Source organism: Zavarzinia compransoris (assembly GCF_003173055.1).
GTDB lineage: Bacteria > Pseudomonadota > Alphaproteobacteria > Zavarziniales > Zavarziniaceae > Zavarzinia > Zavarzinia compransoris.
This window is the reverse complement of the sequence record NZ_QGLF01000004.1, coordinates 552,175-577,741: the sequence shown is the minus strand read 5'-3', so window position 1 is coordinate 577,741 and position 25,567 is coordinate 552,175. Positions and strand designations below refer to the sequence as shown.

Below are 25,567 nucleotides of genomic sequence, written 5' to 3'. Positions count from 1 at the left end.
CCATCAAGCCACAGGTGCCCGCCCCCACGCTGTGACGGCGCGCACGGGAAAGCAACCGGGTAAACAGGTCAAAGCGCCGGGTGCGAGCCTGCCTTCTCAAGATCCAAAATAGGCATCGACATCGCGATTTCCGTGAAGAATGTTCACCACTTCGAGCACGTCGCCACGGTAGCGAAAGAAGATCACATAACCTTTGAAGGGAAAGCTGCGGATATCGGGGCGCAATTCCGGCCGAGGCCGCCCCAATTCACCGGGCAATTGCGCCAGCCGGGCACATTTCCGACGCAACGCGTCGACGACGCGCCTGCCCTGGTCCGTACTCGCGGCTTCCCGGGCGATAAACTCGAAAATGGCAAGAAGATCGTCGCGGGCCGCCGAGCGGTAAACCAGGCGACGCACCTCAAAGACCGTCGTCGGCCAGTTTCGCGGCCCTGGCATCCAGTGCCGCTGCGACATCGGCATCGCTATGGTCGCCGCCATCGGCGATCGACGCATCGAGCGTGTCCCGCAATGCCTTCAATCGGGCCTCGCGTTCCTCGACCAGCCGCAGCCCCTCGCGCACGACCTCGCTCGCCGAGCCATAACGGCCTTCGGCCACGATCATGGCGACGAAATGCTCCCATCGCTCACCCAAGGAGACATTCATGTGAACCTCCGCCCCGCGGGCGATCCGCCATCGATGTCAAAATATGCGCTAATTTTGATAGCGATGAAGCCGCTTGTCAAAGCGCCGGGTGCGGGATCTGGAATTGCTTCTCGGCGGCCAGGGCTTCGGGTTTCAGGTCGCCGGTCATCAGGCCGGCCATGATGTCGTCGACCGCGGCGCCGTTCAGGATCGCCTCGACCCCGAGGCAGATCGGCATGGCGATGCCGAGCCTGCGGGCGAGGGCGACCACGGCGGCGGCATTCACCGCCCCCTCGACCACCGGCCCGTCGTCGGTCAGGGCCGCGCGCCGCCCCTCGCCCAGCGCCTTGCCGAAGGAGAAGTTGCGCGACTGCTCGCTCGAACAGGTCAGCACCAGGTCGCCCACCCCGGCCAGGCCGCCCAGGGTTTCCGACCGGGCCCCGACCGCGACGCCGAGACGGGTGAGTTCGGCCAGCCCCCTGGTGATCAGGGCGGCGCGGGCATTGCTGCCCAGGCCCTTGCCGGCAGCGATGCCGCAGGCGATGGCGATGACATTCTTCACCGCGCCGCCGATCTCGACCCCGATCAGGTCGTCCGACAGATAGGGCCGGAAGTGGCGGGTGGCGAAAGTGACGGCGACGCGCGCCGCCAGGTGATCGGGCCCAAAGCCATGGTCGCCCCGGGCGGCGACGGTCACCGCCGTCGGCAGGTCCAGGGCGACTTCGGTCGCGAAGGTGGGGCCGGAGAGGACGGCCAGCGGCCGGCCGGGCAAGGCGGCCGCGCCCACCGCGCTCATCAGGGCGCCGGTTTCCCCCTCGACGCCCTTGGCGCAGATGACCACCGGAACGGCCGGCCCGAGCAGGGGCGCGACCTCGCCCAGCATGCGGCGCAGGTGCTGGGACGGCGTCACCATCAGGACGAGATCGGCCCCCGCGACCACCGCCGGCAGGTCGCCGGTGACGGCGATCGCCGCCGGCAGGTCGACCGGGGCCGGCAGGAAAGGATTGCGCCGGTCGCGCGCCACCGCTTCGACCACCGAGGCTTCCCGCGCCCAGAGCGCGACCCCGCGCCCGGCGCGATGGGCGGTGAGCGCCAGCGCCGTGCCCCAGGCCCCGGCGCCGACGATGGCGATGCGCTCGAACGGGCGCGGTTCAGCCCCTGTTCCCGACCCGGCGCTCATGCCCTGCCCTCCCTTGACGGGCGAGGATCAGAAGGGAATTTCGTCGTCGAGATCCGGGCCGCCGCCGAAGCCGCCGCCCGACCGGCCGCCGCCGCCGCCGCCACCGCCCGAGGACCGGCCGCCGCCGCCGCCAAAGCCGCCGCCGCCGCCCGACCGGCCGCCGCCCGAGCCGCCGCCGAAATCGCCGCCCATGTCGTCAGGCCCGCCCATGCCGCCGCCCTCGCCCTTGCCGTCGAGCAGGGTCAGTTCGCCGCGGAATTTCTGCAGCACGACTTCGGTCGAGAAACGCTCCTGGCCCTGCTGGTCGGTCCATTTCCGGGTCTGGAGCGCGCCTTCGACATAGACCTTGCTGCCCTTCCGCAGGTACTGCTGGGCGATGCGGGCCAGGTTCTCATTGAAGATGACGACGCGATGCCACTCCGTGCGCTCCTTGCGCTCGCCGGACATGCGGTCCTTCCAGGATTCCGAGGTGGCGACCGACAGGTTCACCACCGGGCTGCCGTCCTGCAGGTTGCGGGATTCCGGATCGCGGCCCAGGTTGCCGACCAGAATGACCTTGTTGACACTGCCCGCCATGGCTCTCCCCTTGGTGCTTGCGACACCGACAGACTAGAACATAATAAGAACGATGATGCCGACTCGATCAAGTGGCATGTTGCGACGTTTCTACTCATAATCCGCCGCCGAGGCATAGACTGCGATGAACCTTCAGACCATATCATGCCGTGGTTCGGTTTTCCGTCGCGTCCGCGTCGTGCCGCATTGCTGAGGCCCCATGTCGTCCAAGTTCATCTGCGTCCGCGGTGCCCGCGAACATAACCTCAAGAACGTCGACGTCGACATCCCGCGCGACAAGCTGGTGGTGATCACCGGCCTGTCCGGCTCGGGCAAGTCGTCCCTCGCCTTCGACACGATCTATGCCGAGGGCCAGCGCCGCTATGTCGAATCGCTGTCGGCCTATGCCCGCCAGTTCCTCGAACTGATGCAGAAGCCGGACGTCGACCAGATCGAGGGCCTGTCGCCCGCGATCTCGATCGAACAGAAGACGACCTCGCGCAACCCGCGCTCGACGGTCGGCACGGTCACCGAGATCTACGACTACCTGCGCCTGCTCTATGCCCGGATCGGCGTGCCCTATTCGCCGGCGACCGGCCTGCCGATCGAAAGCCAGACCATCAGCCAGATGGTCGACCGCATCCTGGCCCTGCCGGAGGGGACCCGCCTGCTCCTGATCGCGCCCTTCGTGCGCGGGCGGAAGGGCGAGTACCGCAAGGAACTGGCCGACCTGCAGAAGCGCGGCTTCCAGCGGGTGAAGGTGGACGGCACGCTCTACGACATTGCCGAGGTGCCGGCCCTCAACAAGAAGCTGAAGCACGATATCGACGTCGTGGTCGACCGGGTGGTGGTGAAGCCCGAGATCGCCTCGCGCCTGGCCGACAGCCTGGAAACCGCGCTCGAACTGGCCGACGGCATCGCCGTCGCCGAGAACGCGGCGACCGGCGAGACCACCCTGTTCTCGCAGAAATTCGCCTGCCCGGTCTCGGGCTTCACCATTCCCGAGATCGAGCCCCGGCTCTTTTCCTTCAACAATCCCTTCGGCGCCTGCCCGTCCTGCGACGGGCTGGGGGTGAGACTCTATTTCGATCCGGCCCTGATCGTGCCGGACGACAATCTCAGCCTCGGCCAGGGCGCGATCGCGCCCTGGGCCAAGACGATTTCCGCCTTCTTCACCCAGACCCTGGAAAGCCTGGCGCGGGCCTATAAGTTCAGCCTGCACAAGCCCTGGCGCGACCTGCCGGACAATGTCCGCGACCTGCTGCTGAACGGTTCGGGCAAGACCGCCGTCACCATGACCTATGAGGACGGCACCCGCCGCTTCGAGACCACCAAGCCGTTCGAGGGCGTGATCCCCAACCTGCAACGGCGCTGGAAGGAAACCGAAAGCGACTGGATGCGCGAGGAGCTTTCGGCCTATCAGTCCGCCTCGGAATGCGAGGCGTGCCACGGCCACCGCCTGAAGCCCGAGGCGCTGGCGGTGAAGATCGGCGGTCTTCATGTCGGCGAGGTGACGGAGAAATCGATCGCCGAGGCGGCGCGCTGGTTCCTGGACCTCACCGACCGGCTGACCCCGAAGCAGGCCGAGATCGCCGCCCGCATCCTCAAGGAAATCAACGAGCGCCTGGGCTTCCTGGTCAATGTCGGGCTCGACTACCTGACCATGGCGCGGGCCTCCGGCACCCTGTCCGGCGGGGAAAGCCAGCGCATCCGCCTCGCCTCGCAGATCGGCTCGGGCCTGACCGGCGTACTCTACGTCCTCGACGAACCCTCGATCGGCCTGCACCAGCGCGACAATGACCGGCTGATCGAAACCCTGAAGCGCCTGCGCAATCTCGGCAATACGGTGATCGTGGTCGAGCACGACGAGGATGCGATCCGCACCGCCGACCATGTCATCGACATGGGCCCCGCCGCCGGCATCCACGGCGGCCAGGTGATCGCCGCCGGCACCCCGGCCGAGATCATGGCCAATCCCGCCAGCCTGACCGGGCAATATCTCTCGGGCGCGCGGTCGGTGCCGATCCCGGCACTCCGCCGGCCCTTCGACAGGAAGCGCATGCTGTCCATCGTCGGGGCGCGCGGCAACAACCTGAAGGCCGTGACGGCCCGCATCCCGCTCGGCACCTTCACCTGCGTGACCGGCGTTTCCGGCGGCGGCAAGTCGACCCTGATCATCGAAACCCTGTTCAAGGGCCTGTCGCGGCGCCTGAGCGGCAGCCGGGACCTGGCCGCCCCCCATGATGCGATCGAGGGCGTCGACCTGTTGGACAAGGTGATCGACATCGACCAGTCGCCGATCGGGCGCACGCCGCGCTCCAACCCGGCGACCTATACCGGCGCCTTCACCCCGATCCGCGACTGGTTCGCCGGCCTGCCCGAGGCCCAGGCCCGCGGCTACAAGGCCGGGCGCTTCTCCTTCAACGTGAAGGGCGGGCGCTGCGAGGCGTGCCAGGGCGACGGCGTCATCAAGATCGAGATGCACTTCCTGCCCGACGTCTACGTCCAATGCGACGTCTGCAAGGGCAGGCGCTACAACCGCGAAACCCTGGACGTCACCTTCAAGGACCGCTCGATCGCCGACGTGCTGGACATGACGATCGAGGAGGCGGCTGAATTCTTCAAGGCCGTGCCCGCCGTGCGCGACAAGATGGAAACCCTGAAGCGGGTCGGCCTCGGTTACATCAAGGTCGGCCAGCAGGCGACGACGCTGTCGGGCGGCGAGGCCCAGCGCGTGAAGCTGGCCAAGGAACTGTCGAAGCGCGCCACCGGCCGCACCCTCTATATCCTCGACGAGCCGACCACCGGCCTTCATTTCGAGGATGTGCGGAAACTGATGGAAGTGCTCCAGGCCCTGGTCGAGACCGGCAACACGGTCCTCGTCATCGAGCATAATCTCGAAGTGATCAAGACCGCCGACTGGATCATCGACATGGGCCCCGAGGGCGGCAACGGCGGCGGCGAAGTAGTCGCCGAAGGCACCCCGGAAGAGGTCGCCGCCGTCGCCCGGAGCTATACCGGCCATTACCTCGCCAAGATCCTGGAGGCCCGGCCGAAACCCGCCCGCGGCGAGAGGCGCGGCCGGACCAAGGGGTAACGGCGATCTTCACCCACCCTCGCCGCGCTTGCAGGGCGAGGGTGGGTGAAGAGGCGATGTCGCCAGCGTCTGCGCGATCGTTTCCAGCACGCCCTCGATATTGTCCGTCACCTCATGGTTCCAGAAACGAAGCACGCGCCAGCCGGCAGCGCGGAGACGGCGATCCCGGTCCCGGTCCGTCTCCGACCCCGCGTGCTGGCCGCCATCGACCTCGATGACCAGACGCGCCAGCACAAAGGCGAAATCGGCGATATACCCCTCCACCGGGTGCTGGCGCCGCGCGCGCAGCGGTAACGCCGCAGTGCGCAGACGGCACCAGAGCAGGGCTTCGGCATCGGTCGCATCGCGGCGAAGACGGCGGGCGCGCTGGATGGTGGAATTGGCCATGGTGAATTTTCCACCATGGCGGGAATTTTGGGAAGGTTTTTGTCGAGGCCCTGCCGTCTTTCCCCCTCACCCCAGCCCTCTCCCCCAAGGGGGCGAGGGAGTCGATGCCGCGCGTCGGCGGGCCCCCTCGCCCCCTTGGGGGAGAGGGCCGGGGTGAGGGGGTGACGCCCGCAAAGATCAGGACGCGGCCTGAAGCCCCTGCCCCGGCTGCGGCCAGGGGGTGAAGATCTCGGCGCCGGTCCCGGTCACGCCGATCGAATGTTCGAACTGGGCGGAGAGCGAGCGGTCGCGGGTGACCACGGTCCAGCCGTCCGACAGGCGCTTCACCTCGGGCCGGCCGGCGTTCAGCATCGGCTCGATGGTGAAGATCATGCCGGGTTCGAGCACGACGCCGGTGCCCGGCCGGCCCCAGTGCAGCACGCTGGGCGCATCGTGGAACACCTGGCCGACGCCATGGCCGCAATAGTCGCGGACGATGCCGTAGCGCTCGCGCCGGGCAATCACTTCGATGGCATGGCCGATGTCGCCCAGCGTCGCGCCGGGGCGGACCACGGCGATCGCCGCCAGCAGGCTTTCGAGGGTGGTGTCGATCAGGCGCCGGGCGCGGAGATTGGCCTCGCCGGCGACGAACATGCGGCTGGTATCGCCGAACCAGCCGTCGACCACCGGGGTGACGTCGATGTTCAGGATGTCGCCCTCGGCCAGCACCTTGTCGGCCGAGGGAATGCCATGGGTCACCACATGGTTGACCGAGATGCAACTGGCGTGCTGGTAGCCGTGATAGCCGATCGTCCCCGGCACGCCGCCGTGGTCGCGCATATAGGTCTCGCACAGGCGGTCCAGGGTGGCGGTCGAAACCCCGGGCTTCACATAGGGCGCGATGAAGTCGAGGGTGGCGGCGGCCAGCCGCCCGGCGCGGCGCATGCCCTCGAAACCTTCCTCGTCGTGCAGGGAGATGCGACGGCCCCCTTCCATCTGTTCTGAATAACGGATCATGCCACTTGTCCAAGCTGCGGGCGGGCGTCATGCAGCCCCGCCACGAGGTCGTCGACGAATTCGGGAACCGGCCCCTGGGCCAGGAGATGCGGGCGCAGCGCCGCGATCGGCGCATCGAACACCAGGAAGCGCAGGCGCGCCGCCGCCGCCGCCGGTACCTCGCCGCCGAGGAGGGCGCGGAAGGCGGTGTCCAGCGCCTCCTCCTGGCGGGCGATGGCGGCGCGCCATTCGTCCGGCACCGGGGCGCCGTCGACCAGCAGGGCGAAATCGTTCAGCAGCAGGAAGCGGGCAAGGCGCGGCTTCGCCCGCGCCCATTGCACCAGGGTGAGTGCTGCGGCCCCTGCCCGCCCCTCGGCCAGCGGCGGCACCATGGCGCGGGTGAAATCGCCATGCACCTCGGCCCAGGCGGCGGCCAGCACCGCCGCCTTCGACGGGAAGCGATGATAGAGGGAGCCGGTGGGCGCACCCACGCGGCGGGCGATCGCCGGGATCGAGGCGGCCGTCGGGCCATCCTCGGCGACCAGGGCGATGGCCGCGCCGATGAAGGCGTCGGCCGAAAATTGGGCTATCCGAACCATGATGGTAATTAGAATAGCGATTCTAGAATGAGCCGACTATTGCAACGGCGTCATGGCGCCCTGCGCCGCGCGATACCGTCGATCTCGATCTTCGCGCCGCCGAGCAGGGCGGCGACGCTGACACAGGTGCGCGCCGGCTGCCGGCCGGCGGGGAAATAGCGGGCATAGACCGCGTTCATGCGCGCGAAATCGCCGAGGTCGGTCATGAACACGCCGACGCGGACGAGATCGCCCAGGCCGAAGCCGGCGGCGGCCAGCGCCCGGGCCATCAGGTCCAGGGCGGCCGCGGTCTCTTCCTCGATGGTGCCGTGCCGGCCGGCCCAGGCGGGATCGTCCTGGGCGATGAAGCCGGCCAGATGGACCATGTCGCCCTCGGCCACCGCATGGGCGTAAGGGGCATCCGCCGTCGCCAGTTCCGGCAGGAAGAGATGCCGGCGGCCGGTCATCAGGCCCGGACCCCGCCCGGCGCCTGCGGCCCCGCCGCCAGCAGGGCGCGCCAGGCGGACGGGGTAACCCGGGCCACATAGTCGCGCTGCATGTCCGGGGTCAGCACTTCGACCATATAGCGGTCCTCGAGCCAAAGCTCGACGACGTGGAAGATATCGCCGCGGTTCGCCTCCTGGGCGCGCCAGCCGGCCTCGGCGGCGATCGCCAGCACTTCCCCGACCGAAAGCGGCGAAGCGATCGCGACATGATCGCCGACATAGCCGTGCCGCCCCTCGCCCCGGCCGATGGCGACCCCGGCCGGCGACGGCTCCAGCGTCCGGTCGTCCGGATAGACTTCGAGGGTAGTCGCGCGCTCGTCGCCGGCGAAAACCACATGGGCGCCGGGCACCGGCGGGAAAGCCATGGCTTCGCCGCGCCAGACCTTGGCCAGGACATCGGCCACCTTGGCCGCATCGCGCGCGGGGATGGAGGCATGGAACAGCATGATCGTGCTCACTCGCTTTCGCTGGTTTCGGGAATGGGAGGGCAATCGCCGGCCTCGACCGCGGCCAGCAGCCGGTCGATGGCCCAGGCCACGGTCTCGCCCGCGGCCTTGCCGTCCAGCGGCCAGCAATCGCGGAGCGTGGCCCAGGCGGTGGCGCTGTACAGCAATTGGACGACGGCGCAGATCCGGGTCGCCGCCGCCGGGTCGAGGTCCTTCAGGCGCTCGGCCAGGATGGTACGATAGGCGGCCTGCCGTTCCCCGTTCACGGCCAGGCGGAACTGGCGGCCGGCCTCGGAAAAGACCAGGGCCCGCATCATCCCCGCCCGCTCGTCGAAACGGGCGAAGACGGCGGGGGGCAGCCGGCGAAGCGCGGCCTCGCTGTCGGGAAAGCCGGCGATGCCGGCCTGATCGTTCACCCAGGTCCAGAAGGCGGCCAGAAGCTCGCCCCGGGTCGGGAAATGGCGATAGACCGTGCGTTCCTGGACCCCGGCCCGCTCGGCGACGGCGGCGAAGGACAGGGCGTCCAGCCCCCGTTCCTCGACCAGCAGGCCGGCGGCTTCCAGGATGGCGTCCCGGGTCGCGGCCTGCTGGCGGCGGCGCAGGGGACTGTCGTATGTCTTGGGCGGTGTATTCATGTCAGTTTTAATGACATGAATATACCGACCCTGTCAACGCCCTATCCCTCGATCGACAGGTCGCGGAGATAGAGGGCCACCAGATGCTTGAATTCCCGCACCATGGCCTGGCCGGTTTCCGCCCCTTCGAGGCTGACCGACCGCACCAGCCCTTCCGACATATGGACCATGGTCTCGGCGGCCAGGGTGAGGCGTGCGGCCGAGAGATGGGGGAACAGGGGCCGCAGCGCCTCGACGATGATGGCGGCGGAACGCCGTGCGGCGGCATGGTTCAGTTGCTGCAGGTCGCGGTCGGCCAGCAGGCCGAACCAGACGTCGCGAAAGGCGGGATCGGCCCAGGTCATCTCGAACGACAGGTCGACGGCCAGCCACAGCTTCCGCTTCGCATCCTCGACCGTCTTGATGTTGCGCAGCGTGCTTTCCAGCATGCGGCGGTTCTGTTCCATATAGCGCTCGGCAAGCGCCCGCAGGATGGCGCCCCGGTCGGCGAAGAACTGGTAGATCGAGCCGATGGGCACCGCCGCCGCGCTGGCGATCTCGCTCATCTTCAGGGCGTCGACCCCGTGCTCGCGGATCAGCGCCTCGGCCGAGGCCAGGATCAGTTCGACCCGTTTCCGCCCGCGCGCCTGCACCGGCCGCCGCCGCGGTTCGCCCGCCGCCGGCAGGGGCGGCACCGTCGCCGCCTCCGCTTTGCCCTTCGCCCTTGCCATCATGCCACCCGACCTGACCCTGTGCGTTTTCGTCTCATTGCGATGCCCGCCCCCCGATCCTAAGACGGCCCCGAAGACCCACCGGGGATTGCCGCGTGCCGACTGTGGAAGAGAGGGGAAGCCATCGCCGGCACCGCCATGCGGCGCTGCTGGCCTGCCTTGCCCTGCTGCTCCAGCTGGTCGCCCCCCTGTCGCCCATGCCGATGCGGGGCGAACGTCCCGGCCCGATCACGACCCCCGGCCCGATCACGACTCTGGGCAGCCTGGTCACCGCGCTTGCCGACCTGTGCATAGCCGACGGCGCGGAAGCGGACCAGCGCGGCAAGCCCGCGACTCCGGACCATGGCTGCCAGATCTGCATCAGCATCGACCTGAACGGCCATTATGTCACGCCTGCCGCGGGTGCCGCCGCCGCGGCCAGCCTCGCCGTCGCCGCCGCTTTCGCGCCGCCGCCGCCCGCGGGCCTGCGGATCGCCCGCGACGCGCCGGTCCAGGCCCGGGGTCCGCCCGCCGCCGTCTGAAGCCCCGCACCCGGCGCCCCCTTGGCACCGCGCCTGCCCTTTTCAGACTGGATCGACAGATGACCCTTTCCCTGCGCCGCGCAACCTCGGCGGTTGCGCTGATGACTGCCGTTGCCCCCGCCCTCTTCGCCGCCCCGGCCCGGGCCGACGGCGCCGAAACCCTGCCCACCGTCGTCGTCGAAGGCACGCCCGACGATGGCGGCGCCGTGCTTTCCGGCCAGCCGCTGGCCAGCAAGGCGGCGAATACCGGCGATACCGCCGCCCTCCTGTCCGGCTTGCCGGGGGTGACGCTGGCGGCCGGCGGTGCCTTTTCCAGCCTGCCGGCGCTGAACGGCTTCGCCGACGACCGGGTGCGCCTGCTGGTCGACGGCATGACCGTGACCGCCGCCTGCCCGAACCACATGAACCCGCCGCTGGTCTATATGGCGCCCGGCCGCGTCGCCCGGATCGAGGCGATCGCCGGCATCACGCCGGTCAGCCTGGGCGGCGACAGTATCGGCGGCACCATCGTGGTCGAGCCGGAAGCCCCGGCCTTCGCCGACCCGGGCGGTGAACTGGTGACGGGCCGGGTCTCCACCTTCTACCGCTCCAACGGCGATGCCCTGTCGGTCTTCGGCACGGCGACGGCGGCGAAGGACGACCTCAGCCTCACCTATGCCGGGTCGTGGTCGCGCACCGGCGACTACGACGGCGGCGGCCCCGGCCGCACCGTCCGCGCCACCGAGGGCGAGGCTTACGACCACAACCTCACCCTCGGCATCCGCCGGGGCGGCGACCGCCTGACCCTGCGCGGGGGCCTTCGCTATTCGCCTTATGAAGCCTTTCCCAACCAGTACATGGATCTCACCGACAACCAGAGCCAATATCTGAACGGCCGCTACCAGGGCGAATTCGCCTGGGGCAGGCTGGACCTCCGCGCCTATTGGCAGCATGTCGAGCACGAGATGGACATGCTGGCGGACAAGGGCGGCGCCATGCCCATGAACACGCGGACCACCGATCTCGGTTACAGCGTGACGGCCGAAGTCCCCTTGAGCGATGCCGATACCCTGCGCTTCGGCACCGAATTGCACAGCCTGGCCATGGACGACTGGTGGCCGCCGGTCGCGGGCTCGATGATGATGGGGCCCGGCACTTTCGAGAATATCGACGACGGCACCCGCACCAGGATCGGCGCCTTCGCCGAATGGGAAGCGCAGTGGAACAGCCGGTGGAGCACCCTGCTCGGCCTGCGCGGCGATCTCGTGCTGATGGACACGGGCGACGTCCGTCCCTATGGCAGCGGCATGATGCAGGCGGCCGATGTCGCCGCCGCCAATGCCTTCAATGCCCTCGACCGGGGGCGCAGCGACGTGAATGTCGATGCGACCGCCCTCCTCCGCTTCGAGCCGTCGGAAACCGCCGCCTACAGCTTCGGCTATGCCCGCAAGACCCGCTCGCCCAGCCTTTACGAGCGCTATAGCTGGGGCCGGGGCGACATGGCCATGAGCATGATCAACTGGTTCGGCGACGGCAACGGCTATGTCGGCAATCCGGACCTCGAGCCCGAGGTTGCCCATACCCTGGGCCTCAGCGGCGACTGGCACGCCGCCGATGGCGCCTGGCGGGTGAAGGTCACGCCCTATCTCTCCTATGTCGAGGATTTCATCGACGCCGATCCGGCGGGCAGCTTTGCCATGGCCAGCCCCTTCGCCAAGCTGCGCTTCGCCAACCATGACGCCCTGCTTTACGGCGCCGATGTTTCGGTGGCCGCGGCCCTCGTCCGGGGCGGCGCATTCGGCGATCTCGACCTCGGCCTCGGGGCCGGCTTCGTCAAGGGCGAGAACCGCGACACCGGCGACGATCTCTATCGCCTGGCCCCGCTGCACGGCAGGATCACCCTGGATCACCGCCTGGGCGAGTGGTCGAATGCCCTGGAACTCATCGCCTCGGCCCGCAAATCCGATGTCAGCGGCACCCGGCGCGAGCTGGAAACCCCGGGCTATGCCCTGGTCAACCTGCGCACCGCCTACCAATGGGACGGGCTCCGCATCGATGCCGGGATCGACAACCTGCTGGACCAGCGCTGGTATGATCCGCTGGGCGGCGTCGACCTCGTCGAATGGGGCAACAATCAGAATCTGAAGGCCGTGGAAGGCGAAGGCCGCTCGTTCAACATCGGGCTGACCGTCGCCTTCTGACCGGGGCAGGCCGCCCTGCCCTGCGTCCGGGGCGGCCTTTCCGCGGCTTGACTTCGGGGACCGGCAACATGAAGCTCCCTCACAAACAAGGCGAAGGGGAGGATCATGCAGGTTTCCGAATATCTGGCCGAGGACGGTGTCGGCCTGGGCAGGCTGGTGGCCCGGGGCGAGGTGACGGCGCTCGAACTGGCCGAGATCGCCATCGGCCTGATCGAGAAGCACAACCCGGCCCTGAACGGCGTGGTGCAGAAAGCCTACGACATGGCCCGCAAGGCCGCCGCCGCCGGCCTGCCCGCCGGGCCCTTCGCCGGCGTTCCCCTGCTTTTGAAGGACATCAACGCGCTTTGCGTCGGCCTGTCCACCCGCCAGGCGTCGCGCCTGTTCGACGGCGCCATGGACGACCACGACAGCGAATTGACCACCCGCTTCAAGGCGGCGGGCTTCAATATCCTGGCCAAGACCAATGCGCCGGAATTCGGCATCCTGCCGACCACCGAGTCGCTTTACTACGGCCCGGCGCGCAACCCCTGGAACACGGCCCATTCGACCGGGGGCTCGTCCGGCGGTTCTGCGGCCATGGTCGCGGCGGGCTGCGTGCCCGTCGGCCACGCCAATGACGGCGGCGGTTCCATCCGCATTCCCGCCTCCGCCTGCGGCCTGGTCGGCTTGAAGCCGACGCGGGCGCGCACCCCCCTCGGCCCCGATCTCGGCGATGCGCTGGGCGGCCTCGTCTGCGACCATGTGGTCAGCCGGACCGTGCGCGATACCGCCGTCGCCCTGGACGCCCTGGCCGGGCCCGACATCGGCGATCCCTATTGGGCGCCGCCGCCGAAGCGGCCCTTCGCCCAGGCCCTGGAAGGCGTGAAGCGGCCCCTGCGCGTTGCGCTCGGGACCACGGATTTCCTTGGCAACCCCTTGCACCCCGAATGCCTCGAAGCGGTGCAGAAGACCGGCAAGGCCCTGGAAGCCCTGGGCCATCATGTCGAGGACGGCGTGCCGGCGGCACCGGCCGAACTGGTCTCCCAGGCGTTCATGACGCTGTGGACCGCCGGCATGGCGGCGCTCGCCCAGGTCGCGCCGATGCAGGGCGGCGGCATCGCCGGCCCCGACACGCTGGAGCCGATGACCTGGGCCCTGGTCGAGAAGGCCAGCCGGACCACGGCGGCCGAATATGTCATCGCCCAGGTGACGCTGCAGCGGATCAGCCGCTTCATCGCCCAGTTCTTTGAAGGCATCGACGTGCTGGTCACCACCACCCTCACCCGTCCGCCGGTCGAGATCGGCTTTTTCGACGTCACCTCGCCGGATTTCGAGGGCACGTTGCACAAGGCCGCGGAATATGTGAACACCCCGGTGTTCAATTTCACCGGCCAGCCCGCCATCAGCCTGCCCCTGCACCAGAGCGCGGACGGCTTGCCGGTCGGGGTGCAGATCGTCGGCCGCTTCGGCGACGAGGATACGCTGATCGCCCTCGGCGCCGATCTCGAACGCGCCCTGCCCTGGGCCGGGCGCAAGCCGCCGATCTGGGGCTGACGGCGCCCGCCGCAACCGGTATAGGGAAGGGCATCATGACCGATACCCCTTCCCTTGCTCCCGTTCACGTCGTCGGCGGCGGCCTTGCCGGTTCCGAGGCCGCGTGGCAGATCAGCCGCCGGGGCGTGCCCGTCGTCCTGCACGAGATGCGCCCGGTGCGGGCGACCGACGCCCATTCGACCGACGGGCTGGCCGAACTCGTCTGCTCCAATTCCTTCCGCTCGGACGATCCGGTTTCCAATGCGGTCGGCCTGCTGCACGAGGAGATGCGCCGGGCCGGCAGCCTGATCATGCGCGCGGCCGATGCCCACCGGGTGCCGGCGGGCGGCGCCCTGGCGGTCGACCGCCACGGCTTTTCCGCCGCCGTCGAGGCCGCGCTGACCGCCGAGCCGCTGGTCGCCATCGTCCGCGAGGAAGTGCCGGACCTGCCGCCCGCCGATTGGGCGAATGTGGTGATCGCCACCGGTCCCCTGACCTCGCCGCCGCTGGCCGAGGCGATCCGCGCCTTCACCGGCGAGGATAGCCTGTCCTTCTTCGACGCGATCGCCCCCATCGTGCACAAGGACAGTATCGACATGTCCCGCGCCTGGTTCCAGTCGCGCTACGACAAGGGCGATGGCGCCGATTACATCAACTGCGCCCTGGACCGCGAGCAATATTACGCCTTCATCGAGGCGCTGCTCGCGGGCGAGAAGACCGATTTCAAGGAATGGGAAAAGAACACGCCCTATTTCGAGGGCTGCCTGCCGATCGAGGTGATGGCGGAACGCGGGCCCGATACGCTCGCCTTCGGCCCGATGAAGCCGGTCGGCCTGACCGATCCCCATACCGCCAGGCGGCCCTTCGCCGTGGTCCAGCTGCGCCAGGACAATGCGCTGGGCACGCTCTACAACATGGTCGGCTTCCAGACCAAGCTGAAGCACGGCGAACAGACCCGTGTCTTCCGCACCATCCCGGGGCTGGAGAATGCCGCCTTCGCCCGGCTCGGCGGGCTGCACCGCAACACCTTCATCAACAGCCCCCGCCTGCTCGACGCCACCCTGCGCCTGAAGGCGCGGCCGGCCCTGCGCTTCGCCGGCCAGGTCACGGGCGTCGAAGGTTACGTCGAGAGCGCGGCCATGGGCCTGATCGCCGGGCGTTTCGCCGCCGCGGACGCGCTGGCCGAAGTCCTGTCGCCGCCGCCGCCGACCACGGCGCTGGGCGCCCTGCTCAACCATGTCACCGGCGGCGCGGACGCGAAATCGTTCCAGCCGATGAATGTGAATTTCGGCCTGTTCCCGCCGCCGGACACAAGGACCCGCAAAGGCGACCGCAAGGCCGCCCAGTCGGCCCGGGCGCTCGCCGATCTCGACCGCTGGCTCGGCCGGGTCGAAGCCGCCTGAATCGAAGCCGCCTGAATCTTCAAGGGAGGAACCTCCATGTCAAACGGCCTTTTCGACATTCCCGTGACCCGGATCGACGGTGCCGAGGGCACCCTCGCCCCCTTCGCGGGCAAGGTGCTGCTGATCGTCAATGTCGCCTCGAAATGCGGGCTGACGCCGCAATATGCGGGGCTCGAAGCGCTTTATCAGGCGAAGAAGGACGCAGGGCTCGAAATCCTGGGCTTCCCGGCCAATAATTTCCTCGGGCAGGAACCGGGCACCGATGCGGAAATTCAGGATTTCTGCAGCACCAGCTTCGACGTCCATTTTCCCCTGTTCTCCAAGATCTCGGTCCTTGGCGACGACCAGCACCCGCTTTACGGCTTCCTGACCGCCGCCCAGCCGGCGGCGACCGGCGACGGCCCGTTCCGCGAGCGCCTGAAGGGCTTCGGCATCGAGCGCGACGCCCCGCCCGCCGTGCTGTGGAATTTCGAGAAATTCCTGATCGGCCGCGACGGCAAGGTGGCGGGCCGCTTCGCCCCCGATATCGCCGCCGACGACCCGCGCCTGACCGCCGCCATCGACGCGGCCCTGGCCAAGGCGGCGTAACGCCTATTTCGGCGGCAGGGCCAGGACGAAGGCCAGGGCCGCATCGAGCAGGCGGGCGCGCAGATCGTCGTCGCCATAGGTGTCGGGCCCGGCGGCGACCCAGCCCGGCATCTTGCGCGCCCCCGCCGCCAGCGTTTCGACATCGTCGAGCGCCAGGGCCCAGGCATCATTGCCCTTGCCGAGGCGGACCATCATCATGTCCTCGCGCGCGCCGCACAGCAGATGCCCGTGCAGCATCCAGGCGAGACCGCCGAACATCGGCTTGGCCGACAGGCCCGGCCGGTCGCCCAGATGATCCCAGACCAATTCCTCCAGACCGCGGTCGCGCGCCATGGCCGCCTCCTCAATTCGCCTTTTCGCGCAGTGCCCGCCAGCGCCGGACATTGGCGTTGTGCTGGTCCAGCGTCTCGGCGAAGGCATGGCCTCCGGTGCCGTCGGCGACGAAATACAAATCCTTGTGCTTCAGCGGGTTGACCGCGGCGCGGATCGAGTCCCGGCCGGGGCTGGCGATCGGCCCGGGCGGCAGGCCCGGGATCGTATAGGTATTGTAATCGGTCGGCGTGTCCAGGTCGCTGCGGGTGATCGCCCTGCCCAGCGGCCCCTGCCCCTTCATGATGCCGTAGATCACGGTCGGATCCGATTGCAGGCGCATGCCCTTGCGCAGCCTGTTGACGAAGACCCCGGCGATGCGCCGCCGCTCGCTGTCGCGCGCGGTTTCCTTCTCGATGATCGAGGCAAGCACCAGCGCCTCCTCCTTGCTCGAAAAGGGCAGGTCGTCGGCCCGCGCGGCCCAGGCGTCGTCCAGCGCCTCGGTCATCGCCCGGCGCATGCGGTCGACCATGGCGGAACGGTTCTCGCCCCGGGTGAAATTATAGGTTTCGGGCAGCAGGCTGCCCTCCGGCGGCATAGGCGGCAGGCTGCCGGACAGGGCCGCGGTATCGCCGACCAGCTTCATGATCTCGGGCACGGCCAGGCCTTCCGGCACGGTCAGGCGATGGACCACCACCTTGCCGTCGCGCAGCAGGCGGACGATGGCCAGGGCGCTGGCGCCCGGCGGCACTTCGTATTCGCCGGCCTGGAGCGGGCGGGTGTCGCCGGGGGCAAGGCCGGCCGCGACCAGCCAATAGCCCGAGCGGACGGCGCCCGCCTGCTCGAAGGCGGCGCCCATGCCCTCGATCCCCGTGCCCCGCTCGATGACGACGGTGACGGGTTCGAGCGCGGGCCCGGCCCGCTGGATTTCGTAATAGACGTAGAGGACCCCGGCGCCGGCCAGGAAGACGAGCGTGAAGAGGCCGAGAAGGAGCGCGCGCAGCATCGGACTGCCCGCGCCCCTTGTCCTCAGTCGGCCTGGGTCAGGACCAGCGAGGCGTTGGTGCCGCCGAACCCGAAGGAATTCGACAGGACCGCGCGGATTTCACGCGGCTTCGCCTTGTGGGGAACCAGATCGATACCGGTCACGCTGTCCGAGGGATTGTCCAGGTTCAGGGTGGGCGGTGCCACCTGATCGCGGATCGCCAGGGCGCAGAAGATCGCCTCGACCGAGCCGGCAGCGCCGAGCAGGTGGCCGATGGACGACTTGGTCGACGACATGGAGACCGATGCCCCGGCATTGCCGAACAGGCGCTTGACCGCGCCGAATTCGATTTCGTCGCCCATCGGCGTCGAGGTGCCGTGAGCATTGACGTAATCGATGTCGGAGGGCGTAAGCCCGGCCCGCTTCAGGGCCGCCTGCATGGCGCGGAAGCCGCCGTCGCCGTCTTCCGCCGGCGAGGTGATGTGATAGGCATCGCCCGACAGGCCATAGCCCTTCACTTCGGCATAGATCTTCGCGCCGCGCGCCTTGGCGTGCTCGTATTCCTCGAGGATGACGACGCCCGCGCCCTCGCCCATGACGAAACCGTCACGGTCGCGGTCCCAGGGCCGGGAGGCCTTGGTCGGATCGTCGTTGAAGCCGGAGGACAGCGCCCGGGCGGCCGCGAAGCCGGCAATGCCGAGACGGCACAGCGCGCCCTCGGTCCCGCCCGCCACCATCACGTCGGCATCGTCGAGCGCGATCAGGCGCGCGGCGTCACCGATGGCATGGGCGCCGGTCGAACAGGCGGTAACCACCGCATGGTTCGGGCCCTTGTAGCCGTATTTGATGGAAACATGGCCGGAGGCGAGGTTGATCAGCCGCCCCGGGATGAAGAACGGGCTGATCCGGCGCGGACCCTTTTCCTTGAGGAGAAGGGCGGCTTCCGCGATGCCGTTGAGGCCGCCGATGCCGGAGCCGATCAGGACGCCGGTACGCAGCGCCTCCTCGGCCGAGGGGGCTTCCCAGCCGGCGTCGCGCACGGCCTGGGTGGCGGCGGCGATCGCATAGACGATGAAATCATCGACCTTGCGCTGTTCCTTCGGCTCCATCCAGTCGTCCGGATTGAAGCTGCCGCCGGTCCCGTCGCCGCGCGGCACATTGGCCGCGTATTTGGTGCCGAGATCGGAGGTATCGAAGGAGGTGATGGTCCGGATGCCTGACTGGCCGTCGAGAAGACGCGTCCACGTCTCCTCGACCCCGCTGGCGAGCGGGGTGACCAGGCCGAGGCCGGTGATGACGACGCGCCTCATGGCTGGGGTGCGCGCAATGGGGCCGGATACGTCGCCCGGATCAGGCGACGTTCTCCTTGATGAAGTCGATGGCGTCTTTGACCGTCAGGATCTTCTCCGCGGCCGAATCCGGGATCTCGACGCCGAATTCTTCTTCGAAGGCCATGACCAGCTCGACCTGGTCGAGGGAGTCGGCGCCCAGATCGTCGATGAAGGAGGCGGTCTCGACCACCTTTTCCTCATCGACGCCGAGGTGTTCGACCACGATCTTCTTCACGCGCTCGGCAATGTCGCTCATTCCATATCCCCTGCTCTAAACACGGCGCCTTAACGCCAGACTGTTGATGCCCCGAAGCAGCCGGCTTCACGATGCCACCAGCCGCGGCGGAAGCGGTGCATACCGCGACCGGCGGGCCCCGTTCGGCAACCGATGGCTGGCTTCGTAACATAATCGAAGGACCAACGCCAGCACCGGAACCGGGCGGAAAACCGCGCCTTTCGACGTTAAATCATAGCCATCCCGCCATTCACGTGCAGGGTCTGGCCGGTGACATAGCCCGCCTCGCCCGAAGCGAGGAAGGTCACGGCCGCCGCCACGTCTTCCGCCTTGCCGAATCGGCCGGCCGGAATCTTGGCGAGCGTCGCGTCCTTGATCTTCTCGTTCAGCACGTCGGTCATCGCGGTCGCGATGAAACCGGGCGCCACGCAATTGACCGTCACGTTGCGCGAGGCGATTTCCTGCGCCAGCGACTTGGTCATGCCGACGACGCCCGCCTTGGACGCCGCGTAATTGGCCTGGCCGGCATTGCCCATGGCGCCGACCACCGAGGTGATCGAGATGATGCGGCCATAGCGCCGGCGCATCATGCCCTTGGAAACCGCGCGGGTGAGGCGGAAGGTGCCGGTGAGATTGACCGCGATCACCTCGTCCCACATCTCGTCGGAGAGGCGCAGCATCAGCATGTCGCGGGTGAGCCCGGCATTGTTCACCAGGATGTCGACGGCGCCGAGCGCGGCCTCGGCCTTTTCGGCCAGGGCCTCGATCGCCGCGGCATCGCCGAGTTCGCCGGGCACGACGTGGACCCGCGTACCGCCGAGTTCGGCCGCCAGCGATTCGAGCGCCTCGACCTTGCGGCCGGACAGGGCGACGGTCGCGCCATTGGCATGGAGGGCGCGGGCGATGGCCGCCCCGATTCCGCCCGAGGCCCCGGTGACGAGCGCGCCCTTGCCGGTAAGGTCGAACATGGGTTTTTCCCTCAAAGAGTCTTCAGGAAGGCGTCGACATCGGCGGGCGTGTTCACCGTCGCCGAGGCCAATTCCTTGTCGATCCGCTTCACGAGGCCGGTCAGGACCTTGCCGGCGCCGACCTCGACCAGGGTTTCCACCCCCTCCGCCTTCAGGCGCAGCACGGATTCGCGCCAGCGCACCACGCCGGTCACCTGTTTCACCAGGAGGTCGCGGATGGTATCCGGGTCGCTGACCGGGGCTGCGGTCACATTGGCGATGACCGGCACCACCGGCGGCAGGATCTCGATCCGCGCCAGCGCCTCCGCCATGGCATCGGCGGCGGGCTGCATCAGGGGGCAATGGAAGGGCGCCGACACCGGCAGCGGCAGCGCCCGCTTGGCGCCCCTTTCGAGGGCCAGGGCCGAAGCGCGCTCGACCGCCGCCTTATTGCCGGAAATCACCACCTGGCCGCCGCCGTTGTCGTTGGCGGCGGCGACCACCTCGCCCCCGGCGGAGGCTTCGCGGGCGACCGCCTCGGCGACGTCGAGTTCGACGCCGAGCAGCGCCGCCATGGCGCCGACGCCGACCGGCACCGCCTTCTGCATGGCCTGGCCGCGGATGCGCAGGGCCCGCGCCGCATCGGCGACGGAGATCGCCCCGGCCGCCGCCAGGGCCGAATATTCGCCGAGCGAATGGCCGGCGACGAAATCCGCGATCGCCGACAGTTTCCGCCCGGATTCGGCTTCGATCACCCGGGCCGCGGCAACGCTGACCGCCATCAGGGCCGGCTGGGTGTTCTGGGTCAGGGTCAGGTCTTCGACCGGGCCGTTGAAGATCAGGGCCGACAGCTTCTCGCCCAGCGCATCGTCCACTTCCTCGAAGACATGGCGCGCGGCGGCAAAGGCATCGTAAAGTTCACGCCCCATGCCGACGGCTTGCGACCCCTGGCCAGGGAAAGTGAAGGCACGACGCATGGTGTGGATCCGTCATCCGTTGACTGCTGGCCGGGGTGTTTGCCTGTCGTCGCCCCCGCTGTCAAGGAACTGTGCGGATTCCGCCCGCCCGATCCAGCGAAACTGCCACCGTTCGACGGTGAAAAAGCGGTTTGTCTACTGGGGGATAAAGCGGCATTTCGAAAATCTTTTCGATTCCGCTCCTTTCTCCACGGCAGGCTTGCCGCCGCCTCGCGAATATGTATAGTGCCGCGCTTCCAACGCTCCTTGCCGGCATGGTGCCGGCTAGGTCCGACCGGTTGTCCCTGGAGGTCCAGCGGCAACTCCGGGCCGCGAAAAGCCATAAGGAGACAGCGTATGGCACTGTACGAGCATATTCTGATTGCTCGCCAGGACGTTTCGAGCGCGCAGGTCGAAACCCTGGTCGAGGATCTGACCAAGATCGTCGCCGACAACGGCGGCTCGATCGTGAAGACCGAGTATTGGGGTCTCCGCAACCTCGCCTACCGCATCCAGAAGAACCGCAAGGGCCACTATGTGCTGATGCACATCGACGCCCCGCACGCCGCGGTCGCGGAAATGGAGCGCAACCTGCGCCTCAACGAAGACATCATCCGCACCCTGACGCTGCGCAAGGATGAGCTGCCGGAAAGCCCGTCGATCATGATGCAGGTGAAGGCCGCCCGCGAGGAGCGCGCCCGCCGCGAAGTGACCGAAGGCCGCCGCCGCGACCGTGACGGCTATGGCGACCGCGACGAATTCGGAGCAGAAGCATGAGCGAGCGTAGCACCCAGGGCAATGCCGGCGGCGCCGCCCGCCGTCCGTTCTTCCGCCGTCGCAAGTCGTGCCCCTTCTCGGGCCCGAACGCGCCGAAGATCGACTATATGGACGTCAAGCTCCTGCAGCGCTTCATTTCCGAGCGCGGCAAGATCGTTCCGTCCCGCATCACCGCGGTTTCGGCCAAGAAGCAGCGCGAACTGGCCCAGGCGGTCAAGCGCGCCCGCCATCTGGCCCTGCTGCCCTACATCGTGAAGTAAGGAGAGGCGGTCATGGAAATCGTTCTCCTGCAGCGCATCGAAAAGCTGGGCCAGATGGGTGACGTCGTCCGCGTTCGCGACGGCTATGCCCGCAACTTCCTGCTGCCCCAGAAGAAGGCCCTGCGCGCGACCAAGGAAAACCTGGCCCGTTTCGAGAAGGAACGCGTCCACCTTGAAGCCCGCAACCTCGAACTCCGCAAGGAAGCCGAGGCCGTGGCCGTCAAGATGGACGGCCTGCTGGTCGTCGTCGTCCGCCAGGCGGGCGACACCGGCCAGCTCTACGGCTCGGTGAACAACCGCGACGTGGCGGCCGCCATCATCGAGGCCGGCTATTCGATCGACCGCCGTCAGGTCGAGCTCGGCCAGCCGATCAAGGTTCTGGGCGTGACCCCGGTCCGCGTGATCCTGCATCCGGAAGTCGCGGTCACCGTCAACATCAACATCGCCCGCTCGGCCGCCGACGCCGCCCAGCAGGCGGCGACCGGCGAAGCCGTCTTCGAAAGCGAAGAGGAAGCCGTGGTGAACGACGAAGACCTGCTGCCCGCGGTCGAAGACGACGAACTCTGATCCGGACGGCCCGCGCGGCCGTCCATGATCCAGCCCGGCGCAGGCGACTGCGCCGGGCTTTTTCGTGTTATGCTCGGGCCACCGGGTCAGGGCACCGCCATGCGCGCTTTGCACCGGGCCTTACGCAACATCGCATATTGCAAGGCGTTATCGCCTCTCCTTAAACTCGTTCCAGAAAAGGCCCGGAGAACGCAGCAGCCTTAGACAACAAGCCCCCCGGGCCCCGGCGCCCCGCCAAAGGTCGCCGGCCGATTGTGCAGCCTTCCACATGTGCAGGGGGTGTACGATGATGCTCGACGCGTTGTTGAAGACGGTGATCCGCCACGGCCGCCTGACCGTGATCGGCCCGGACGGCACCAGCCGAACCTATGGCGCCGGGGACGGCAGCGTCTCCCACCCCGCCATCCGCATTCACCACCGGTCGGTCCTGCTGCGCGCGGCGATCGACCCCAGCCTCGGCTTTGCCGAAGCCTATATGGACGGCCGGATCACCATCGAGCGGGGCGACGTCTACGACGTCTGCATGGTCGTCGTCCGCAATTTCGAACTGGTCGGCCTGTCCGGCCTCGCCCGGCTGAAATCGGCGCTGCGCGGCTGGCTGCGCCCGTTCGAGCAGCGGAACCTGGCCAGGGCGTCGCGCCGGAACGTCGCCCATCACTACGATCTTTCGGGCGCGCTCTACGACCTTTTCCTCGATGCCGACCGGCAATATTCCTGCGCCTATTTCACCCGGCCGGACATGACCCTCGAACAGGCCCAGGCCGCGAAGAAAGCCCATATCGCCAGGAAGCTCCGCCTGGAGCCGGGCATGCGCGTGCTCGACATCGGGTCCGGCTGGGGCGGCCTTGCCCTGACATTGGCGCGGGACTACGGCGCCGACGTCACCGGCATCACCCTGTCGACCGAGCAACTGGCCCTGGCCCGCCAGCGGGCGGCGCAGGCCGGCCTTGCCGACCGGGTGAAATTCGAACTGATGGATTACCGCCATGTCGGCCAATCCTTCGACCGCATCGTTTCGGTCGGCATGTTCGAACACGTCGGCATCGGCTTCTACGACACCTATTTCAACAAGCTCCGCACCCTGCTGAAGCCGGACGGGGTCGCCATGGTCCACACCATCGGCCGCGCCGGCCCGCCGGGCCCGACCAATAGTTTCATCGCCAAATACATCTTCCCCGGCGGCTATACGCCCGCCCTGTCGGAGATGATGGCCGCGGTCGAGCGCTCGGGCCTGATCGCGGCCGATGTCGAGATCCTGCGCCTGCATTACGCCGAGACCCTGAAGGAATGGCGCCGCCGCTTCCTTGCCAATCGGGACCGGGCCGAGGCGCTCTACGACCGCCGCTTCTGCCGCATGTGGGAGCTTTATCTCGCCGCCTGCGAAGCCTCGTTCCGGGTCGGGGGACAGGTGGTGTTCCAGGTGCAGCTGGGCCACGAACTGGCCAGCCTGCCGGTGACGCGACACTATCTCTATCCGCAACCAGTGGAAATGCCCCCCCGGATGGCGGCACAATAGGGAACAAGGCGCGTCCGGCCCGGGGGCCGGAGAGAACGAGGAGAGACGGCAAAGGCATGCCCCACGGATCCCCGCTGATCAGCACCATCGTCATCGGCCTCGGCCTTGCCTTCATCCTGGGCGCGCTAGCCAACCGCCTGCGCATCTCGCCGCTGGTGGGCTATCTGCTGGCGGGGGTGATGGTCGGGCCGGCGACCCCGGGCTTCGTCGCCGACCAGGATCTGGCGGCGCAGCTGGCGGAAATCGGCGTCATCCTGCTGATGTTCGGCGTCGGGCTGCATTTCTCGCTGAAGGAATTGCTGTCGGTCCGCACCATCGCGATTCCGGGGGCGGTGGCCCAGATCGCCATCGCCACCGTGCTCGGCCTCGGGCTTGGGGTGGCGCTCGGCTGGCCGGTGGGCAGTGCGGTCGTCTTCGGCCTCGCGCTGTCCTGCGCCTCGACCGTCGTGCTGCTGCGCGCCATGCAGGAACGCCGCCTGATCGAGACCGAGCGGGGGCGCATCGCCGTCGGCTGGCTGATCGTCGAGGACCTGGTGATGGTCCTCACCCTCGTCCTGCTGCCGCCCCTGGCCGGCCTGCTGAAGGGCGACCATGCGGGGGCCGACAGCGTGCAGGTCCTGGAAATCATCGGCATCACGCTGGGCAAGGTCGTCGCCTTCATCGTCCTGATGCTGGTGGTCGGGCGGCGGGTGATTCCGTGGCTCCTGCACACCATCGCCCATATGGGCTCGCGCGAATTGTTCCGGCTGTGCGTGCTGGCGGTGGCGCTGGGGGTTGCCTATGGCGCCGCCCATCTGTTCGGCGTCTCTTTCGCCCTCGGGGCTTTTTTCGCCGGCATGATCCTCAGCGAATCCGAACTCAGCCAGCGCGCGACGCAGGAAACCCTGCCGCTGCGCGATGCCTTCGCGGTGCTGTTCTTCGTTTCCGTCGGCATGCTGTTCGACCCCTGGAAACTGATGGACAATCCCGCCTCGCTGGCGGGGACCGTGTTCATCATCGTCATCGGCAAGTCGGTCGCCGCCTTCGCCATCGTCCGCCTGTTCGGCAAGCCGGCCCATACCGCGCTGACGATTTCGGCCAGCCTCGCCCAGATCGGCGAATTCTCCTTCATCCTGGCGGCTCTCGGCCTCAGCCTCGGCCTGATGTCGGAACAGGCGCGCGACCTGATCCTGGCCGGCGCCATCCTTTCGATCATGATCAACCCCCTGCTCTTCGGCCTGCTCGACCGCTTCAAGCCGAAGCCCGAGGCCGCCCCCGCCGTCGCCGGCGCCCCGCCCGCGGAAGCCCGGCCCGACGAGGCCGAACTCGTGCCCACCAGCCTTGCCGACCATGCGGTGCTGGTCGGCTACGGCCGGGTCGGCGCCCCGATCGGCGATGCCCTGACCGCCGCCGGCATTCCCTTCGTCGCCATCGAGGAACGGGTGCCCCGGCTGGAATTGCTGCGCCAGCAGGGGATCGAAGCCTTCAACGGCAATGCCGTGACGGGGGAAGTGCTGGAGGCGGCGAATATCGCCGGCGCCCGCTGGCTCTTCGTCGCCATTCCCGAATCCTTCGAGGCCGGGCAGATCATCAAGCGGGCGCGGACCCGCAATCCCGGCCTGACCATCATCGCCCGCGCCCATGAGGATGCGGAGATCGAGCACCTGACCGCGCAAGGGGCCAATGCGGTCGTGAACGGCGAGCGCGAGATCGCCAACGGCATGATCGACCAGGCCCGCCTGCCGGGGCCGGAGCTTCAGCCCCTGCCGGCCTGAAACCGCGCCCTCCCCCCAAACTGCCCCCGACG

The 25,567-nt window shown here is 68.3% G+C and carries 28 protein-coding genes; 11 read left to right on the top strand and 17 right to left on the bottom strand.

Features of this window, described 5'->3' with window-relative positions; all coding sequences use genetic code 11:
* Positions 1-96 precede the first annotated feature (96 nt).
* The 4 genes from DKG75_RS16730 to ssb form a co-directional block, all read right to left on the bottom strand.
* Positions 97-399 carry a type II toxin-antitoxin system RelE/ParE family toxin gene (locus DKG75_RS16730; RefSeq protein WP_109922293.1) on the bottom strand — a complete coding sequence of 101 codons (303 nt, stop codon included), beginning with the start codon at positions 397-399 and terminating at the stop codon, positions 97-99.
* Between the two features lies 1 nt (position 400).
* The gene (locus tag DKG75_RS16725) at positions 401-646 is read right to left on the bottom strand and encodes a type II toxin-antitoxin system ParD family antitoxin (RefSeq protein ID WP_109922292.1); all 246 of its coding nucleotides are present in this window, start codon (positions 644-646) and stop codon (positions 401-403) included.
* A gap of 76 nt (positions 647-722) precedes the next feature.
* Complete coding sequence (locus DKG75_RS16720; protein ID WP_109922291.1) at positions 723-1,805, bottom strand: NAD(P)H-dependent glycerol-3-phosphate dehydrogenase; 1,083 nt, start codon at positions 1,803-1,805, stop codon at positions 723-725.
* Positions 1,806-1,832: 27 nt separating this feature from the next.
* Complete coding sequence (gene ssb, locus DKG75_RS16715) at positions 1,833-2,381, bottom strand: single-stranded DNA-binding protein (protein WP_109922290.1); 549 nt, start codon at positions 2,379-2,381, stop codon at positions 1,833-1,835.
* A gap of 199 nt (positions 2,382-2,580) precedes the next feature.
* Between ssb and uvrA the strand changes: the two genes are divergently transcribed.
* Positions 2,581-5,457, top strand: a complete 2,877-nt coding sequence (uvrA, locus tag DKG75_RS16710; protein WP_109922289.1) for an excinuclease ABC subunit UvrA — start codon at positions 2,581-2,583, stop codon at positions 5,455-5,457.
* A 9-nt stretch (positions 5,458-5,466) separates the two neighbouring features.
* Here uvrA and DKG75_RS16705 read toward each other — a convergent pair whose 3' ends face one another.
* The 7 genes from DKG75_RS16705 to DKG75_RS16675 form a co-directional block, all read right to left on the bottom strand.
* The gene (locus DKG75_RS16705) at positions 5,467-5,844 is read right to left on the bottom strand and encodes an endonuclease domain-containing protein (protein ID WP_109922288.1); all 378 of its coding nucleotides are present in this window, start codon (positions 5,842-5,844) and stop codon (positions 5,467-5,469) included.
* 177 nt (positions 5,845-6,021) lie between these two features.
* Positions 6,022-6,840, bottom strand: coding sequence for a type I methionyl aminopeptidase (gene map / locus DKG75_RS16700; RefSeq protein ID WP_133636967.1), 819 nt, complete (start codon positions 6,838-6,840; stop codon positions 6,022-6,024).
* Positions 6,837-7,418, bottom strand: a complete 582-nt coding sequence (locus DKG75_RS16695; protein WP_109922287.1) for a TetR/AcrR family transcriptional regulator — start codon at positions 7,416-7,418, stop codon at positions 6,837-6,839. The genes map and DKG75_RS16695 overlap by 4 nt, the downstream gene beginning before the upstream one ends.
* 50 nt (positions 7,419-7,468) lie before the next feature.
* Positions 7,469-7,864 (bottom strand): RidA family protein, encoded by a 396-nt coding sequence (locus DKG75_RS16690; protein ID WP_109922286.1) that lies wholly within the window; start codon positions 7,862-7,864, stop codon positions 7,469-7,471.
* On the bottom strand, positions 7,864-8,361 hold the full coding sequence (locus DKG75_RS16685; RefSeq protein WP_208112079.1) for a hypothetical protein: 498 nt from the start codon (positions 8,359-8,361) through the stop codon (positions 7,864-7,866). Before DKG75_RS16685 ends, DKG75_RS16690 begins: the two co-directional genes overlap by 1 nt.
* The gene (locus DKG75_RS16680) at positions 8,358-8,984 is read right to left on the bottom strand and encodes a TetR/AcrR family transcriptional regulator (protein ID WP_109922285.1); all 627 of its coding nucleotides are present in this window, start codon (positions 8,982-8,984) and stop codon (positions 8,358-8,360) included. Before DKG75_RS16680 ends, DKG75_RS16685 begins: the two co-directional genes overlap by 4 nt.
* A gap of 41 nt (positions 8,985-9,025) precedes the next feature.
* Positions 9,026-9,697: a TetR/AcrR family transcriptional regulator gene (locus DKG75_RS16675; protein ID WP_109922284.1), complete on the bottom strand. Its 672-nt coding sequence runs from the start codon at positions 9,695-9,697 to the stop codon at positions 9,026-9,028.
* A 92-nt stretch (positions 9,698-9,789) separates the two neighbouring features.
* Between DKG75_RS16675 and DKG75_RS16670 the strand changes: the two genes are divergently transcribed.
* The 5 genes from DKG75_RS16670 (at position 9,790) to DKG75_RS16650 (ending at position 15,898) form a co-directional block, all read left to right on the top strand.
* Positions 9,790-10,215, top strand: a complete 426-nt coding sequence (locus DKG75_RS16670; RefSeq protein ID WP_133636969.1) for a hypothetical protein — start codon at positions 9,790-9,792, stop codon at positions 10,213-10,215.
* Between the two features lie 59 nt (positions 10,216-10,274).
* A complete protein-coding gene (locus tag DKG75_RS16665; protein WP_109922282.1) occupies positions 10,275-12,395 on the top strand; it encodes a TonB-dependent receptor plug domain-containing protein in 2,121 nt (706 codons plus the stop codon).
* 105 nt (positions 12,396-12,500) lie between these two features.
* Positions 12,501-13,928: an amidase gene (locus DKG75_RS16660; protein WP_109922281.1), complete on the top strand. Its 1,428-nt coding sequence runs from the start codon at positions 12,501-12,503 to the stop codon at positions 13,926-13,928.
* A gap of 35 nt (positions 13,929-13,963) precedes the next feature.
* Complete coding sequence (gene trmFO, locus DKG75_RS16655) at positions 13,964-15,310, top strand: methylenetetrahydrofolate--tRNA-(uracil(54)-C(5))-methyltransferase (FADH(2)-oxidizing) TrmFO (RefSeq protein WP_109922280.1); 1,347 nt, start codon at positions 13,964-13,966, stop codon at positions 15,308-15,310.
* A gap of 36 nt (positions 15,311-15,346) precedes the next feature.
* On the top strand, positions 15,347-15,898 hold the full coding sequence (locus DKG75_RS16650; protein WP_109922279.1) for a glutathione peroxidase: 552 nt from the start codon (positions 15,347-15,349) through the stop codon (positions 15,896-15,898).
* A 3-nt stretch (positions 15,899-15,901) separates the two neighbouring features.
* On the opposite strand, the gene DKG75_RS16645 is transcribed toward DKG75_RS16650, so the two are convergent.
* From DKG75_RS16645 to fabD, 6 genes are all read right to left on the bottom strand, one after another.
* A complete protein-coding gene (locus tag DKG75_RS16645; protein WP_109922278.1) occupies positions 15,902-16,231 on the bottom strand; it encodes a TfoX/Sxy family protein in 330 nt (109 codons plus the stop codon).
* A 10-nt stretch (positions 16,232-16,241) separates the two neighbouring features.
* Complete coding sequence (gene mltG, locus DKG75_RS16640) at positions 16,242-17,213, bottom strand: endolytic transglycosylase MltG (RefSeq protein WP_243746537.1); 972 nt, start codon at positions 17,211-17,213, stop codon at positions 16,242-16,244.
* A gap of 23 nt (positions 17,214-17,236) precedes the next feature.
* On the bottom strand, positions 17,237-18,502 hold the full coding sequence (gene fabF, locus DKG75_RS16635) for a beta-ketoacyl-ACP synthase II (protein ID WP_109922277.1): 1,266 nt from the start codon (positions 18,500-18,502) through the stop codon (positions 17,237-17,239).
* A 40-nt stretch (positions 18,503-18,542) separates the two neighbouring features.
* On the bottom strand, positions 18,543-18,779 hold the full coding sequence (locus DKG75_RS16630) for an acyl carrier protein (protein WP_109922276.1): 237 nt from the start codon (positions 18,777-18,779) through the stop codon (positions 18,543-18,545).
* A gap of 206 nt (positions 18,780-18,985) precedes the next feature.
* Positions 18,986-19,726: a 3-oxoacyl-[acyl-carrier-protein] reductase gene (gene fabG / locus DKG75_RS16625; protein ID WP_109922275.1), complete on the bottom strand. Its 741-nt coding sequence runs from the start codon at positions 19,724-19,726 to the stop codon at positions 18,986-18,988.
* An 11-nt stretch (positions 19,727-19,737) separates the two neighbouring features.
* Positions 19,738-20,682, bottom strand: a complete 945-nt coding sequence (fabD, locus tag DKG75_RS16620; protein ID WP_109922274.1) for an ACP S-malonyltransferase — start codon at positions 20,680-20,682, stop codon at positions 19,738-19,740.
* 336 nt (positions 20,683-21,018) lie between these two features.
* Here fabD and rpsF point away from each other — a divergent pair, with 336 nt between their 5' ends.
* The 5 genes from rpsF to ybaL all read left to right on the top strand — a co-directional run bounded on the left by rpsF (position 21,019) and on the right by ybaL (position 25,535).
* Positions 21,019-21,438, top strand: a complete 420-nt coding sequence (rpsF, locus tag DKG75_RS16615; RefSeq protein ID WP_109922273.1) for a 30S ribosomal protein S6 — start codon at positions 21,019-21,021, stop codon at positions 21,436-21,438.
* Positions 21,435-21,698, top strand: a complete 264-nt coding sequence (gene rpsR, locus DKG75_RS16610; protein ID WP_109922272.1) for a 30S ribosomal protein S18 — start codon at positions 21,435-21,437, stop codon at positions 21,696-21,698. Before rpsF ends, rpsR begins: the two co-directional genes overlap by 4 nt.
* A 12-nt stretch (positions 21,699-21,710) precedes the next feature.
* Positions 21,711-22,265: a 50S ribosomal protein L9 gene (gene rplI / locus DKG75_RS16605; protein WP_109922271.1), complete on the top strand. Its 555-nt coding sequence runs from the start codon at positions 21,711-21,713 to the stop codon at positions 22,263-22,265.
* Positions 22,266-22,551: 286 nt separating this feature from the next.
* Entirely contained in the window at positions 22,552-23,781 is a 1,230-nt protein-coding gene (locus tag DKG75_RS16600; RefSeq protein WP_109922270.1) for an SAM-dependent methyltransferase, read from the top strand.
* 56 nt (positions 23,782-23,837) lie between these two features.
* Positions 23,838-25,535: a YbaL family putative K(+) efflux transporter gene (gene ybaL, locus DKG75_RS16595; RefSeq protein ID WP_109922269.1), complete on the top strand. Its 1,698-nt coding sequence runs from the start codon at positions 23,838-23,840 to the stop codon at positions 25,533-25,535.
* Positions 25,536-25,567 lie beyond the last annotated feature (32 nt).

What these genes read in the sequence shown, in the direction of transcription:
- DKG75_RS16725 (WP_109922292.1), bottom strand. Translation starts at nt 646, where the DNA reads ATGAATGTCTCCTTGGGTGAGCGATGGGAGCATTTCGTCGCCATGATC.
- DKG75_RS16720 (WP_109922291.1), bottom strand. Translation starts at nt 1,805, where the DNA reads ATGAGCGCCGGGTCGGGAACAGGGGCTGAACCGCGCCCGTTCGAGCGC.
- ssb (WP_109922290.1), bottom strand. Translation starts at nt 2,381, where the DNA reads ATGGCGGGCAGTGTCAACAAGGTCATTCTGGTCGGCAACCTGGGCCGC.
- uvrA (WP_109922289.1), top strand. Translation starts at nt 2,581, where the DNA reads ATGTCGTCCAAGTTCATCTGCGTCCGCGGTGCCCGCGAACATAACCTC.
- DKG75_RS16705 (WP_109922288.1), bottom strand. Translation starts at nt 5,844, where the DNA reads ATGGCCAATTCCACCATCCAGCGCGCCCGCCGTCTTCGCCGCGATGCG.
- map (WP_133636967.1), bottom strand. Translation starts at nt 6,840, where the DNA reads ATGATCCGTTATTCAGAACAGATGGAAGGGGGCCGTCGCATCTCCCTG.
- DKG75_RS16695 (WP_109922287.1), bottom strand. Translation starts at nt 7,418, where the DNA reads ATGGTTCGGATAGCCCAATTTTCGGCCGACGCCTTCATCGGCGCGGCC.
- DKG75_RS16690 (WP_109922286.1), bottom strand. Translation starts at nt 7,864, where the DNA reads ATGACCGGCCGCCGGCATCTCTTCCTGCCGGAACTGGCGACGGCGGAT.
- DKG75_RS16680 (WP_109922285.1), bottom strand. Translation starts at nt 8,984, where the DNA reads ATGAATACACCGCCCAAGACATACGACAGTCCCCTGCGCCGCCGCCAG.
- DKG75_RS16675 (WP_109922284.1), bottom strand. Translation starts at nt 9,697, where the DNA reads ATGATGGCAAGGGCGAAGGGCAAAGCGGAGGCGGCGACGGTGCCGCCC.
- DKG75_RS16665 (WP_109922282.1), top strand. Translation starts at nt 10,275, where the DNA reads ATGACCCTTTCCCTGCGCCGCGCAACCTCGGCGGTTGCGCTGATGACT.
- DKG75_RS16660 (WP_109922281.1), top strand. Translation starts at nt 12,501, where the DNA reads ATGCAGGTTTCCGAATATCTGGCCGAGGACGGTGTCGGCCTGGGCAGG.
- trmFO (WP_109922280.1), top strand. Translation starts at nt 13,964, where the DNA reads ATGACCGATACCCCTTCCCTTGCTCCCGTTCACGTCGTCGGCGGCGGC.
- DKG75_RS16650 (WP_109922279.1), top strand. Translation starts at nt 15,347, where the DNA reads ATGTCAAACGGCCTTTTCGACATTCCCGTGACCCGGATCGACGGTGCC.
- DKG75_RS16645 (WP_109922278.1), bottom strand. Translation starts at nt 16,231, where the DNA reads ATGGCGCGCGACCGCGGTCTGGAGGAATTGGTCTGGGATCATCTGGGC.
- mltG (WP_243746537.1), bottom strand. Translation starts at nt 17,213, where the DNA reads ATGCTGCGCGCGCTCCTTCTCGGCCTCTTCACGCTCGTCTTCCTGGCC.
- fabF (WP_109922277.1), bottom strand. Translation starts at nt 18,502, where the DNA reads ATGAGGCGCGTCGTCATCACCGGCCTCGGCCTGGTCACCCCGCTCGCC.
- DKG75_RS16630 (WP_109922276.1), bottom strand. Translation starts at nt 18,779, where the DNA reads ATGAGCGACATTGCCGAGCGCGTGAAGAAGATCGTGGTCGAACACCTC.
- fabG (WP_109922275.1), bottom strand. Translation starts at nt 19,726, where the DNA reads ATGTTCGACCTTACCGGCAAGGGCGCGCTCGTCACCGGGGCCTCGGGC.
- fabD (WP_109922274.1), bottom strand. Translation starts at nt 20,682, where the DNA reads ATGCGTCGTGCCTTCACTTTCCCTGGCCAGGGGTCGCAAGCCGTCGGC.
- rpsF (WP_109922273.1), top strand. Translation starts at nt 21,019, where the DNA reads ATGGCACTGTACGAGCATATTCTGATTGCTCGCCAGGACGTTTCGAGC.
- rpsR (WP_109922272.1), top strand. Translation starts at nt 21,435, where the DNA reads ATGAGCGAGCGTAGCACCCAGGGCAATGCCGGCGGCGCCGCCCGCCGT.
- rplI (WP_109922271.1), top strand. Translation starts at nt 21,711, where the DNA reads ATGGAAATCGTTCTCCTGCAGCGCATCGAAAAGCTGGGCCAGATGGGT.
- DKG75_RS16600 (WP_109922270.1), top strand. Translation starts at nt 22,552, where the DNA reads ATGATGCTCGACGCGTTGTTGAAGACGGTGATCCGCCACGGCCGCCTG.
- ybaL (WP_109922269.1), top strand. Translation starts at nt 23,838, where the DNA reads ATGCCCCACGGATCCCCGCTGATCAGCACCATCGTCATCGGCCTCGGC.